Raw genomic sequence first — 12,427 nt, 5'->3', positions numbered from 1 at the left:
GTCAGGTTGCGAACGAAACCAAACTGCCACGATCCGTCGCAGCCGGGAATCGCCGAGATCCCATGTCACATGACTGCGCGGTCATAAACCGGCGAGTTGACCCCCTCCCCGAGTGATGTAGGATTTACAGCATGACGCGCCCCCAGATCCAACTCCCGGACGAGCTTTACCAGCGGGCCAAGGCCTTCGCCGCGCAACGGGAGCTTTCCCTCGCCGGGGTCACCCGCCGTGGCTTGGAGTTGTTTCTCGACCGCTTCCCAAGCACCGAGCCAGCAAGCGGTGCTTGGACGCTTCCTCGCGTCGATGCGGGCGGCATCAAGGTGCCCTTGGAAACCCTTCGCGACATCGCCGCCGATGAAGAAAGCACTCGCAGTCTCGCCGACCGATGCCCGCTACCGTAAAAGTCTATCGCTATCTTGAAGCTAACTCGGGTTAAAAATACACTACGACGCGGAGGAACAATACTATTTCACCCGAATCTCCACGAACACGATTCGGAAAAACGCGGACCAACGAAATGCTCCCTGAGCTTGAACGCGGCAACGTCCCCCTCGCCATTTTTGACTTGGTCACATCCTCCACCATCCTTCCGGCCCAAGCGCTAACCCTTAGCTGATTGGGCGTGTCGAGGCCGACAACACGGCCCCGCCGCGAGCTTCTTCGACCCGGCGTTTTACGCTGGAGTTGATTCCGCCGCCTTCGCGATTTGGAGCAATTTCGCCTCTCCCAGATGCGGGGCGAGGATCTGGAGGCCGACGGGAAGGTCTTTCCCGCCGTCGAAGTCCGTCGTGCCGCAGGGGATGGAAATGCCGGGGATGCCGGCGAGGTTGGCGGCGAGGGTGAAAATGTCGGAGAGGTATTCGTGGAGCGGATCGTCGGAAAAGCCGCCGATCTTGCGCGCCGGGCTGGGGGCGACCGGCGAGAGGATGGCGTCCACTTGCTGGAACGCGTTCTCGAAATCGCGGCGGATGAGCGTGCGGACTTTCTGGGCGCGGCTGTAATAGGCGTCGTAGTAACCGGACGAGAGGACGTAGGTGCCGAGGATGATCCGGCGCTTCACTTCGGGGCCGAAGCCTTCCTCGCGGGATTTTTTATAAAGATCGAGAATGTCGGCCGGGTTGGCGGCGCGATGGCCGTAGCGGATGCCGTCGAAGCGGGAAAGGTTCGACGAGGCTTCCGCCGGGGCGATGACGTAATAAGTGGCGACGGCGTGCTCGGTGTGGGGCAGGGAAATTTCGACGATTTCCGCGCCTTGGGCGGCGAGTTTCTGGATGGCGGCCTCGACGTTTTTGCGGACGCCGGGGTCGATGCCTTCGCCGAAGTATTCCTTGGGAATGCCGAGTTTGAGGCCTTTGACGCCGTCGTTGAGGCTGGAGAGGTAATCGGGGACCGGGGCGTCGAGGCAGGTCGAGTCGAGCGGATCGCCGCCGGCGATGGCTTGGAGGATGAGCGCGGCGTCCTCGACGCTTTGCGTGAGCGGGCCGATCTGGTCGAGCGACGAGGCGAAGGCGACGAGCCCGTAGCGGGAAACACGGCCGTAGGAAGGTTTCAGGCCGACGACGCCGCAGTGCGAGGCGGGCTGGCGGATGGAGCCGCCGGTGTCGGAACCGAGCGCGGCGATGGCGGTGAGGTCGGCCACGGCGGCGGCGGAACCACCGGACGAACCGCCGGGAATGCGCGAGTGATCGTGGGGGTTTCGCGTGGTCTGGAGCGCGGAATTTTCGGTGGAGGAGCCCATCGCGAACTCGTCCTGGTTCATCCGGCCGAAGGGGATGGCCCCGGCGGCGCGGAGCTTGCGAATGACCGTGGCGTCGTAGGGCGAGATGAAGTTTTCGAGGAATTTCGAGCCGCAGGTGCAGGGCTGGCCGAGGACGTTGATGTTGTCCTTGATGGCGATGGGAATGCCGCCGAGGGGCAGGGAGAGGTCGGCGTTCGCGGCCTCGGCGAGGGCGGATTCGAGATTGTGGGAAAGGTAAGCGCCGGTCTGGCCGTCGCGGGCGGAGATTTCCCCGGCGAGTTTTTGGAGGATGGCGGCGGGAGTGGTTTCCCCGGCGAGGAGTTGCCGGCGGAGGGTGGTGATGGTCATGGGGGTAAACGCTGAAATTTTGAAATCTGAAATGCTGAGAGAAGAAAGATCAGGCGTCGGTGACGACTTTGGGGACGCGGATTTGGCCTTGGGCCTGGTCGGGCGCGTTTTGGAGCATCGCGGCTTGGGAGAGGCTTTCGTGCGGCGTGTCATCGCGCATTTTCCCGAAAACGGCACCCGCGTGGGCGTTCGGCTCGATGCCGGAAACGTCGAGTTTCGAGAGCGCTTCGACGTGGCTCAGGATGGCTTCGAGCTGGGGCTGGAAAGTGGCGACCTCTTCGTCGGTGAGTTCGAGGCGGGCGAGATTGGCGACGTAGCGGACGTCGATGTGGCTGTGCGACATGGCCGGGAGCGTCTTGAAATGAAGCGGGTTTTCCAAGTGCCAAGTGAGGCCCGTGGAAAAGATGGGGAAGTTTTTAAAATACTTTGAACGTTTGTAAAACTTGAAGGTCTTATCCCCATGAAAGCAGCGAGCAATCGCTCTTTCATGTAAGGGTGTAACAGCATAGTTGTCTGCCGAATCCTACGGGTGTGGGAGTGGGTATGACGATTTGGCCGCCGGGGAAGGGACTCCCCGGCGGCTTTTTTTATGCCGGGGGATGGCGCGGTGAAGGGAGCCCGCCCGGTTTCATTTCCCGAATTCCGCGATCAGGGCGGAGACGGTGGCTTTGGCATCGCCGTAGAGCATGCGGGTGTTCTCGCCGAAGAAGAGGGCGTTTTCGAGGCCTGAGAAGCCGCTGCCCTTGCCGCGCTTGAGGCAGTAAACGGTCTTGGCCTCGTGGGCGTTGATGATGGGCATGCCGTAAATCGGACTGCCGGGATCGTTGAGCGCGGCGGGGTTCACCACGTCGTTGGCACCGATGACGATGGCGACATCGACCGTGGACATGACCGGGTTCACCTGGTCCATTTCGAAAAGCTGTTCGTAGGGCACGTCCGCTTCCGCTAACAGCACGTTCATGTGGCCGGGCATGCGGCCGGCGACCGGGTGGATGGCGAAGCGGATTTCCGCGCCGTTGGCTTCGAGGAGTTGGGCGAGTTCCTTGACGGCGTGCTGGGCCTGCGCGACGGCCATGCCGTAGCCGGGAATGATGACCACGCTCTGCGCGGCTTCGAGCACATAGTAGGCGTCCTCGGTGGAGGAGGCTTTCATCTCCCCTTTCACCTCGCCGGCGGCCTGCACGGTGGCGCCGAATCCGCTGAAGAGCACGTTGCCGATGGTGCGGTTCATCGACTTGCACATGATCATGGTGAGGATGATGCCGGACGCGCCGACGAGGCAGCCGGCGACGACGAGCACGTTGTTCAGAATGATGAAGCCGGCCATGGACGCGGCGATGCCTGATAGGGAATTGAGCAGCGAAATGACCACCGGCATGTCGCCCCCGCCGATGGGAATGGTCATCAACACGCCGAGCACGAGCGAGAGGATCACGAGCACGATTCCTGAAACAAAGGCCAGCTGGTTGTCCACGCCTGCGGTCATCAGGCCGATGCCGACGAGCGAGGCGGCCATGACCACGAAATTGACGGGCTTCTGGCCGGCGAAGAGCGTGGCCTTGCCGGAGAGTTTCGCGGAAAGCTTGCCATAGGCGACGAGGCTGCCAGTGAAGGTGACACCGCCGATCAGAATGGTCAGGCCGATGGCGGCGAGCGCGAACCAGCCGGGCACGGTGACGCCGCTCTGCGCTTCCAGCAGTTTCAGATAGCGGCCCGTCCCGTTGTCGCGCAGTTTGATGGTTTCCGCCGCGCCGACGAGCAGCGAGGCGAGCCCGCCGAAGCCGTTGAAGAGCGCGACCATTTCCGGCATGCCGGTCATTTGCACGCGGTAGGCGGCGACGATGCCGATGATCGAACCCAGCGCGATGCCACCGGCGACCATCCACCAGTCGAGGCCCAGATAGAGCAGGGTGGCGACGACCGCCAACAACATGCCGACGGAGGAAAGCCGGTTGCCGCGGCGCGCGGTGTCGGCGGAGCCGAGCATCTTGATCCCCAAGATGAAGAGGATCGAGGAGATGATGTAGAGGAGGTTGATGAGGACGGCGTTCATGGCTTGGGTCCTGCCTTTTTCTTGAACATGGCGAGCATCCGGTCGGTGACGATGTAGCCGCCGACGACGTTGATGGTGGCGAGCACGACGGCGGCGAAACCGAGCCATTTCGCCAGCGGGGATTCGCCCACGTTGAGTGCTAACAGCGCTCCGACGATGGTGATGCCGGAAATCGCGTTGGACCCGCTCATCAGCGGCGTGTGCAGCTGGGAGGGGACTTTGGCGATGAGCTCGAAGCCGAGGAAGATCGACAGGGTGAAGGCGAAAAGCAGTAACAGAAGTGGGGCGAGTTCCATGGGAGTCAGGGGGTTTGAAAGCGTTCGTGAACGATCTTGCCGGCGTGGGTGAGCATGCAACCCTTGATGATTTCGTCTCCGGTTTTAAGCGGGAAGGTCTTGGCCTCGGCGTCCCAGAAGTGCTCGATGAGATTCACCATGTTAGCCGCGAACATCTGGCTGGCATGGCGCGGAACCCGGCACTCGAGCGCGCTCCAGCCGATGATCCGGACGCCGTTGCTAGTGACGGTTTCCTGATCGGCCACGGTGCCCTCGACATTTCCCCCGCCCTCGGCGGCGAGGTCCACGATGATGCTGCCGCGGCGCATGCCGGAAATCATTTCGCGGGTGAGCAGGATGGGCGCCTTGCGGCCGAAAACCTTGGCGGTGGTGATGACGACGTCGCAGGCGGCGCAGACTTTCGCCATGCCGTCGCGCTGGAGCTTCGCTTGTTCCGGCGTGAGTTCCTTGGCGTATCCCTGCCCGGTCTGGCCGACCTCGCCGATGTCGATTTTGACAAATTTCGCCCCCAGCGATTTCACCTGCTCCTCGACCACCGGCCGGGTGTCGAATGCTTCCACGCGGGCTCCTAACCGCCGGGCGGTCGCGATGGCCTGCAAGCCCGCCACGCCGACGCCGATGATGAACACCTTGGCCGGGGAAATCGTGCCCGCCGGAGTCATCATCATCGGCAGGATCGAGTCGAGTTGGCCGGCGGCGGTGACGACGGACACGTAGCCCGCTAGATTTGCCTGGCTGCTGAGCACGTCCATCTTCTGCGCGAGAGTGGAGCGTGGAATCAGCTCGCTGCACAGGGCGGTCACCCCGGCGGCGGCGTAGGCTTCGAGCCGCTCGCGCGAGCCGAACGGGTCCATCAGCCCGGTCGCCAGTGAACCGGTTTTTTGGAGAGCGATTTCATCGATCGCGGCGGGCAGCACCCGCAGCACGAAATCCGCCGCGCTGATGGCGGCGGCTCGGTCCGAGAGGATCGAGGCGCCGGCGGCTTCGTAATCGGCATCCAGAAGACCGGCGGCCAGTCCGGCACCGGATTCGATGCCGACTTGCGCGCCGAGTTTCACCAGCTTGGTGGCGGCCGCGGGGACCAGCGCGACACGGGTCTCCAGCGGACGGGTTTCCTTGGGGACGAAAAACAGCATGTTGTCAGCCGGACGATCCCGGGGTTTGCGGTTCCCTACTAAAGCGGAAACCGGCGGGCCTGCGCAAGGCCAATCCCGCGTCTGACAGGACGGCGGCGGGCTGAACGAGGGATTGCCCCTGCTGGAAACCCAAAGAAAAAAGCGGCGGGTTCACCCCGCCGCTTTTTCTGAAAGAATGATGGGCCGCCGTCGCTCCGAGCCGCGAAGGACGCGGAGCGGTGGCCGCCCGTAAATCGATTGCACCGACATTGGGATAAACGTGCCAGACGTCCCGTTTGTTTCAAAAAATCTGATTTCCCCGCAGTATTTTCACCCGCCCTTGCGGCGGGGCCGGTGCCGTGGTAACCCATCGGGCAGATGGGCATCGCGGACAGAGATTATCACCGAAACGACCGACGCGAAGGCGGCGGCTTTTTTTCCCAGTTCACGCCTGTGGTGAAGTGGCTGCTGATCGTGAATCTCGGGATCTATTTCCTGGATCTCTTCCTCAAGGATTATCCGCTGCGGAACTTCGGGGCCTTCACGATCCAGTCCGCGGTGTTCGAGTTCCGGGTTTGGGAGTTCGTGACCTTCCAGTTTCTGCACGGCAGCCTGGGGCACGTGTTTTTCAACTGCATGGGGATTTTCTTTTTCGGCCCGTTCCTTGAGCGCTGGTGGGGGGCGAGAAAATTCCTGATTTACTATCTTCTCTGCGGCGTCGCGGGCGCGGCTTTTTTCACGCTGTTGGTATTTCTCGGCTTGCTTGGCGACAGCCTCCAAACGCCGCTGGTCGGCGCTTCCGCCGGGATTTACGGGATTCTCATCGGCGTGGCGGTCATCGCGCCGAACCTGCGGGTGGCGCTGCTGTTCCCGCCCATCGAGTTGTCGATGCGGCAGCTGGCCATCGCGTTGATGGTGATTTCCGGCGGCGCGATCCTGTTGAAAATGGGCGGCAACGAGGGCGGCGAGGCGGGCCATCTCGGCGGCGCGATCCTCGGTTATTTCCTGATGCGCTTTCCGCAGCTGCTGGGTGGCGGCGGAAGTGAAATCGCGCGGCCCGTGCGAGCCGGCCCCCGCCCGCTGCCGAAACTGCGGCCGCGCACGGCGCTGGAAATGGAGCGGGATTCCGCCGTGGACGTGATCCTCGACAAGATTTCCCGCGAGGGATTCCAAAGCCTCACCGCGGAAGAACGGGAGTTTCTCCAACAAGCCTCCAGCTCCAAAAAACCCTGATGATGACTGACGCGGAAATGATCGAATCCCCGGACGCCGGGCAACAACTCGCCCGGCTGCGCGCCATCATGCACCGCCTGCGCGCGCCCGGCGGCTGTCCGTGGGACGCCGAGCAAACGCACGAATCCATCGTCCCGAATCTCATCGAAGAGGCTTACGAAACGGTGGACACGATCCAGCGCGGCGATCACGAGCATCTCAAGGAAGAGCTGGGAGACTTGCTGTTGCAGGTCGTTTTCCACAGCGAAATCGCCGAGGGCGCGGGCCGGTTCACGCTCGACGACGTGGCCCGCGGGATCAGCGAGAAACTGGTGCGCCGCCACCCGCACGTCTTCGGCGAGAGCGACGTGGCGACCACCGACGGCGTGCTCCAGCAATGGGACGAGATCAAGCGCGCGGAAAAAGGCGACGGGGAGAAACCCTATTTGCACGGCGTCGGCAAAGGCCTGCCCGGCTTGATCCGCGCCTCGAAGCTCCAGAAGAAAGCCGCGAAAGTCGGCTTCGACTGGCCGGAGGAATCCGGCGTGCTCGCGAAAATCCGCGAGGAGCTCGACGAGCTGCAAATCGCCATGGACGAGCTGGATCAGGAGGCGGTTGCCGAGGAAATGGGCGACCTGTTGTTCTCGGTGGTGAACCTCGCCCGCTTTCGGAAAATCGACCCGGAGATCCTGATGGCTGCGGCCAACACCAAGTTTGAAACCCGCTTCGGCGAGATGGAGCGCATTCTCAAGTCAGCCGGGCTCAGGCTCGATGCCGCGACCGCCGCGCAGATGGAAGATGCGTGGGAAACGGCAAAGACCGGCTCTCAAGCCTCGTCGAACTCGTAGCGCAGGGCGGAGAGACAGAACAGCGTGGCGGTCTCGACGCGGAGGACGATGGAGCCGAGGGAAATCGGCAGAAACCCGGCGGCAAGCGCGGCGGTGGTTTCCTCCGCGGAGAAATCCCCTTCCGGACCGACGAGCAAGGTGGCGGCGGGGGTTCCCGGATTTTCCCGCAGGACGGTGCGCAGCGGACGGGCTCCGGGGGCGAGCGAGGCGATGAGTTTCAGGCCGGGAGCATCGGCTTGGGTCGCGATCCAGCGGTCGAACGCGAGCGGTTCGGCGATTTCCGGGAGCGTGTCCTGGCCGCATTGTTTGCAGGCTTCGAGGGCGTTGCGGCGCCATTTCTCGGACTTGCCGTCGCCCGGCTGGACGACGGTGTGGCGGGTGACGAGCGGCTGGATGGCGGCGATGCCGAGCTCGACGGATTTCTGGACGATGAGATCCATGTTTTTGCCTTTCGGGATCGCCTGGGCCAAGGTGATGGCGGGCAGCGGCGCGCGGGATGGCAGGATTTCTCCGAGTTTCAACGGCACGCGGTCGCGCGAAACCGAGAGGATTTCCGCAGCGGCGCGGCGGCCGTGGCCATCGAAAACGATGACCGGGTCGCCGGGCTTCATGCGGAGGACTTGCGCGAGATGGCGGGCTTCGTCGCCGGTGAGGGCGGGGTTTTCCTGCCAGGAATCGGGCGGTAGGTGGAAGCGGGCCATGAGTGAATGAGATGCCAGAGACCAGAATCATGATTCAAGAGAAAGAGCCGAATGCTCTTTTCTGGGCTCTTGTTTCTGGACTCTGGATTCTAAATTCACAGGTCGAAAAACCGCTTCGCCTTTTTGAAGAATCCTTCCTGCATCGGTGAGTTGTGCTCGCCGATGGACTCGGAGAACGCGCGGAGTTTTTCTTGTTGCTCGCTGTTGAGCTTGGTGGGGACTTCGACTTGGACGGTGACGTTCAGGTCGCCGCGGCGGCCGTTGGAGAGCGAGGGCATGCCTTTTTCGCGAAGCCGGAAAACGGTGCCGCCCTGGGTGCCGACCGGGATTTTGATCGAGGATTGGCCATCGAGCGACGGGACCTTGAGCTCGCCGCCGAGCGCTGCGACCGAGAAGGGCAGGGGAACCGAGCAGAAAAGATCCGAGTCGTCGCGCTCGAAGACGTCGTGGTCGCGGACGTGGAGGAAGACGTAGAGATCGCCCGCCGCGCCGCCGCGGACGCCGGCGTCGCCATTTCCGGAGGAGCGCAGGCGGGTGCCGGTATCGACGCCCGCCGGGATGCGGAGCTTGATGCGGCTGTCGCGCTGGACGCGGCCGTCGCCTTTGCAACTGGTGCAGGGGTCGGAAATCGTTTCGCCGGCACCGCGGCATTCCGGGCAGGTCGTTTGCTGGATGAAAATGCCGGCTTGGCGGGCGACAACGCCGCGGCCGCCGCAAGTCGAGCAGGCTTTGATGCCGCCGGAACCCTTGGTGCCTTTCGCGCCGCAAGGTTCGCAAGGGACGTAGCGCTCGATTTCGAGCTCCTTCTCGACGCCGCGGGCGGCTTCTTCGAGGGAAATTTCCAGATCGTAGCGGAGATCGCTGCCTTTTTGTTTGCCCGAGCCGCGACGCGATCCGCCGCCGCCGAAAAATTCCTCGAAGCCGCCACCGAAGGCGCCGCCGAAGACTTGGGAGAAAATATCCGCGGCGTCATGGAATCCGCCGCCGCTCGGGCGTCCGCCGCCGCCGTTGAAGGCGGCGTGGCCGTAGCGGTCGTAAGCGGCGCGCTTGTCCGGATCGCTGAGGGCTTCGTAGGCTTCTCCAAGTTCCTTGAACTTGTCCTCGGCGGTGTGGTCGCCGGGGTTTTTGTCCGGGTGGAACTTCACCGCCAGCTTGCGGTAAGATTTCTTGATGACGTCGGCACCGGCGTCGCGGGTGACTTCAAGGATTTCGTAATAACAACGTTTCTCGGACATTTTGCTTTATTCTGCCGGAGTTGGGACCTTGGAAACGACGACGCTGGCGGGGCGGAGCAAGCGGTCGCGCAGGCGGAACCCGCGGCGGGTGACTTTGAGAATCCGGCCTTCCTCGCCTTCGGCGCATTCTTCCTGGGCCACGGCGTCGTGGAGGTTCGGGTCGAACTGGCCGGTGGTCGGGATTTCCTCGACGCTCTGGGAGGCGAGAAACTCGTTGAGCTGGCGGCGAACCATGTCCATGCCGATGTAGATCATCGACTTGGTGTCCTGCGAGGCGGCCTGCATGCCCATTTCGAAATTGTCGATGACGGGGATGAGGTCTTCGAGTAGGCGCTGGTTGGCGTAGCGGATGGCGTCCTCGCGGTCGCGGGTGGTGCGCTTGCGGAGGTTTTCCATCTCGGCGGCGGTGCGCAGGGAGATTTCCTTCCACTTGGCGGCCTCGGCTTCGAGCTCTTCCCATGGATCGAGCGCGGGAGCGGGATCGGCGGCGGGTGTCTCGGAAACGGGCTCCGCCGCGTCGGTGGCCACCGGTGCGTCCTGCGGTTGGTCGGGGTCGTTGTTGGCTTGCATGACGAACAGCATGTAGCCGCGAATGCGCCAGCGTCAACACCTTGACGCGGGTTTAGACAGAGGATGGGGACTGAAAAATGATTCTGTCCTCAATGATTCCGTCCCTTGATTGGGGATTTGAGATTCGGAACCGACGGCTGCCGCCAGTGGAGTGTGGCGCGGAGTTGGGCGGTGAGGGATTTCATTTTCCCGAGGCTTGCCAGCGCTCGATGGCGATGCTGAGCGAGCTTTCGCCATTGTAGCCGAGCCAGCCGATGGCGCCGCAATAGACGCCGCGCGGCGCTTGTTCGAGCTCGCGGATGATTTCCATGGCGCGCTTTTTCGGCGCGCCGGTGATGCTGCCACCGGGGAAGCAGGCGGCGAGGGTGGCGAGCGCGTCGGTTTCCGGGCGGAGATTTGCAGCCCGTAAGTGGAGCGGCGGTCCTCGTCGGGATCGGCATCTTGACAGCATGAATAAAAGCATCATGATGCTTTCCATGAGAACTACTGTCACCTTTGAGCCTGACGTGGCGCGTTTGCTGGACGATCATGCGAAGCGGACCCGCAAGTCGTTCAAGGAAACGCTGAACGCCGCCGTGCGAATGGGCTTGGGGCGGATTTCGGAATCCGCTCCGGCCCGGGAATTCACCATCGAGGCGCGCCCGATGCAGCTCAAAGCGGGTTTGGATGCCGGGCGTTTCAACTCGCTGCTCGATGAACTGGATGCTGATGCATTCATCCCGAAAGCCCGCTTGGACAACCGCGAGGAGCCGCTTTCATGATCGTCCCGGACGTCAACCTGCTGGTATATGCCTATGATTCAAGCTCGCCCCATCATGACGCGGCGGCGGAGTGGTGGAAGGGCTGCATGACCGGTGGCGAGGAAATCGGCTTGGCGACCGTGGTGGTGTTTGGATTTGTCCGCCTCAGCACGAATCCCCGGATTTTTCAAAATCCCTACACCGTCGCGGAAGCGGCCAGCCGTGTGGAGTCGTGGCTGGCGAGGCCGCAAGTGCGAATCATCGATCCTTCGCCTCATCACGTGGCGGATGTGCTCGGATTGCTGGTGGCAAGCGGCACGCCGGGAAATCTCACCACGGATGCCCAGATCGCCGCGCTGGCACGGCAGGAAAAAGCCATTTTGCACAGCAACGACACTGACTTTTTGCGCTTCCCCGGCATCCGCTGGCACAATCCGCTCACGGGGAAGAGCAACGCGACCTGACGGCCTAACTGATCGTCGGCGCGACCTGCATTGATACCTCGGCGGAACCTACACTTGCTCACCATTCCCGAAAATCTCCTCGGCGTAGTTCTCGCGGAGGAATTGGAGATCGGCGCGGTCTTTCTCGCGGTGGGTCTTTTCCTTCATCCGGTAGAGCAGGCGGGGGGAGGCGAAGGGGATCGGGACGCCATCGACCACGCGGATGATCTGGTCTTTCGAGGCTTCCTCGTAACCGATGCCGCTGGCGGAGGCCATGAGGTCCACGCAGATTTCATCGCCGACACGGACGACGGTGTATTTCGCGATCTCACCGGGCTCGAGTTCGAGGACGGCTTTGTCGGGGAGGGATTCGAGAGCTTTATAGACCTTGGCCTCGTTTTCGGGGTCGGTGGCGACGACGAGATCGAGGTCCATGGTGGATCTTGCGTAGCCGGAGAGGATGATCGCGAAGCCGCCGATGACGATGTAGTCGGCCCCCAAACGATTCAGCTCACTGGCGAGCGCGGCCAGATCTTTCTGTCGCGGGGCGCGCGATGTTAGTCCTTCTTCGGTCGTATTGAATTCCTCATCCATGCGTCTGCCTCCTCGTGGGAATGAAAACGGAAGACTCCTCTGGGTGTCAGGCGGTGCCCGCTTTCCTTGAATTGCTCGTTGATGAATTCCTGAAGGCCATCGGCTATCGCGAGCGGGTTGCTCGGACGCCTGCGGCGACCGACGGTCTTGCCGGCGGGATCGTCCAGATTGATGACGCTGACCTGTTTCATTGAATCCAGATTAGTTCAGGCTGCGGAAATAGGAAGCTTTGAAAATTGTGAGCAAGTTCATGACTGCCAGCGCTCGATGGCGAGGCGGATGCCGGCGGCCTTGTGGAGGGTTTCCTCGTATTCCTTGTCCGGATCGGAGTCGGCGACGATGCCGGCGCCGACTTGATAGACGAGTTCGTTACCCGTGCGGACGAGGGTGCGGATGGCGATGCTGAGGGAGCTCTCGCCATTGTAGCCGAGCCAGCCGATGGCACCGCAATAGACGCCGCGCGGCGCTTGTTCGAGCTCGCGGATGATTTCCATGGCGCGCTTTTTCGGCGCGCCGGTGATGCTGCCACCGGGG

Annotated in this window: 16 protein-coding genes and 1 pseudogene; 6 read left to right on the top strand and 11 right to left on the bottom strand. The window is 62.6% G+C overall.

The features are described 5' to 3' along the window. Nucleotides 1–131 precede the first annotated feature (131 nt). Nucleotides 132–401, top strand: coding sequence for an antitoxin (locus AC4DF4_RS15480; protein ID WP_490049014.1), 270 nt, complete (start codon nt 132–134; stop codon nt 399–401). 272 nt (nt 402–673) lie between these two features. Here the strand turns inward: AC4DF4_RS15480 and gatA are convergent, their stop codons facing one another. From gatA to AC4DF4_RS15455, 5 genes are all read right to left on the bottom strand, one after another. Then, a complete protein-coding gene (gene gatA, locus AC4DF4_RS15475; protein ID WP_490049013.1) occupies nt 674–2,086 on the bottom strand; it encodes an Asp-tRNA(Asn)/Glu-tRNA(Gln) amidotransferase subunit GatA in 1,413 nt (470 codons plus the stop codon). 49 nt (nt 2,087–2,135) lie between these two features. Continuing rightward, entirely contained in the window at nt 2,136–2,429 is a 294-nt protein-coding gene (gene gatC, locus AC4DF4_RS15470; RefSeq protein ID WP_490049012.1) for an Asp-tRNA(Asn)/Glu-tRNA(Gln) amidotransferase subunit GatC, read from the bottom strand. Between the two features lie 285 nt (nt 2,430–2,714). Beyond that, the gene (locus tag AC4DF4_RS15465) at nt 2,715–4,139 is read right to left on the bottom strand and encodes an NAD(P)(+) transhydrogenase (Re/Si-specific) subunit beta (RefSeq protein WP_490049011.1); all 1,425 of its coding nucleotides are present in this window, start codon (nt 4,137–4,139) and stop codon (nt 2,715–2,717) included. Then, nucleotides 4,136–4,435: an NAD(P) transhydrogenase subunit alpha part 2 gene (locus AC4DF4_RS15460; RefSeq protein WP_490049010.1), complete on the bottom strand. Its 300-nt coding sequence runs from the start codon at nt 4,433–4,435 to the stop codon at nt 4,136–4,138. The genes AC4DF4_RS15465 and AC4DF4_RS15460 overlap by 4 nt, the downstream gene beginning before the upstream one ends. 5 nt (nt 4,436–4,440) lie before the next feature. Further along, complete coding sequence (locus tag AC4DF4_RS15455) at nt 4,441–5,571, bottom strand: NAD(P) transhydrogenase subunit alpha (RefSeq protein ID WP_490049009.1); 1,131 nt, start codon at nt 5,569–5,571, stop codon at nt 4,441–4,443. Between the two features lie 435 nt (nt 5,572–6,006). Between AC4DF4_RS15455 and AC4DF4_RS15450 the strand changes: the two genes are divergently transcribed. Both AC4DF4_RS15450 and mazG read left to right on the top strand, forming a co-directional pair. Then, the gene (locus tag AC4DF4_RS15450) at nt 6,007–6,783 is read left to right on the top strand and encodes a rhomboid family intramembrane serine protease (protein ID WP_490049008.1); all 777 of its coding nucleotides are present in this window, start codon (nt 6,007–6,009) and stop codon (nt 6,781–6,783) included. After that, nucleotides 6,783–7,610: a nucleoside triphosphate pyrophosphohydrolase gene (gene mazG / locus AC4DF4_RS15445; RefSeq protein WP_490049007.1), complete on the top strand. Its 828-nt coding sequence runs from the start codon at nt 6,783–6,785 to the stop codon at nt 7,608–7,610. Before AC4DF4_RS15450 ends, mazG begins: the two co-directional genes overlap by 1 nt. Here the strand turns inward: mazG and AC4DF4_RS15440 are convergent. From AC4DF4_RS15440 to AC4DF4_RS15425, 4 genes and pseudogenes are all read right to left on the bottom strand, one after another. Beyond that, nucleotides 7,589–8,311, bottom strand: a complete 723-nt coding sequence (locus tag AC4DF4_RS15440) for a 16S rRNA (uracil(1498)-N(3))-methyltransferase (RefSeq protein ID WP_490049006.1) — start codon at nt 8,309–8,311, stop codon at nt 7,589–7,591. The two genes, mazG and AC4DF4_RS15440, sit on opposite strands and share 22 nt — an antisense overlap. 95 nt (nt 8,312–8,406) lie before the next feature. Further along, complete coding sequence (gene dnaJ / locus AC4DF4_RS15435) at nt 8,407–9,546, bottom strand: molecular chaperone DnaJ (protein WP_490049005.1); 1,140 nt, start codon at nt 9,544–9,546, stop codon at nt 8,407–8,409. A 6-nt stretch (nt 9,547–9,552) separates the two neighbouring features. After that, nucleotides 9,553–10,128, bottom strand: coding sequence for a nucleotide exchange factor GrpE (grpE, locus tag AC4DF4_RS15430; RefSeq protein WP_490049004.1), 576 nt, complete (start codon nt 10,126–10,128; stop codon nt 9,553–9,555). A 196-nt stretch (nt 10,129–10,324) separates the two neighbouring features. After that, nucleotides 10,325–10,510 (bottom strand): annotated as a pseudogene (locus AC4DF4_RS15425) (chorismate-binding protein); the annotation flags it as partial. 82 nt (nt 10,511–10,592) lie between these two features. Here AC4DF4_RS15425 and AC4DF4_RS15420 point away from each other — a divergent pair. Then, complete coding sequence (locus tag AC4DF4_RS15420; protein ID WP_490049003.1) at nt 10,593–10,877, top strand: hypothetical protein; 285 nt, start codon at nt 10,593–10,595, stop codon at nt 10,875–10,877. Then, a complete protein-coding gene (locus AC4DF4_RS15415) occupies nt 10,874–11,320 on the top strand; it encodes a type II toxin-antitoxin system VapC family toxin (RefSeq protein ID WP_490049002.1) in 447 nt (148 codons plus the stop codon). The genes AC4DF4_RS15420 and AC4DF4_RS15415 overlap by 4 nt, the downstream gene beginning before the upstream one ends. A 48-nt stretch (nt 11,321–11,368) precedes the next feature. Here the strand turns inward: AC4DF4_RS15415 and AC4DF4_RS15410 are convergent, their stop codons facing one another. Beyond that, a complete protein-coding gene (locus AC4DF4_RS15410; protein ID WP_490049001.1) occupies nt 11,369–11,893 on the bottom strand; it encodes a hypothetical protein in 525 nt (174 codons plus the stop codon). A 20-nt stretch (nt 11,894–11,913) separates the two neighbouring features. Here AC4DF4_RS15410 and AC4DF4_RS15405 point away from each other — a divergent pair, with 20 nt between their 5' ends. Beyond that, complete coding sequence (locus tag AC4DF4_RS15405; RefSeq protein ID WP_490049000.1) at nt 11,914–12,087, top strand: hypothetical protein; 174 nt, start codon at nt 11,914–11,916, stop codon at nt 12,085–12,087. Nucleotides 12,088–12,141: 54 nt separating this feature from the next. On the opposite strand, the gene AC4DF4_RS15400 is transcribed toward AC4DF4_RS15405, so the two are convergent. Beyond that, nucleotides 12,142–12,427 (bottom strand): chorismate-binding protein (locus tag AC4DF4_RS15400; RefSeq protein WP_490048999.1); only part of this gene is annotated, 286 nt, incomplete at its 5' end.

This window comes from Luteolibacter sp., assembly GCF_058122085.1.
This window is presented reverse-complemented; position numbering and strand designations above follow the sequence as displayed.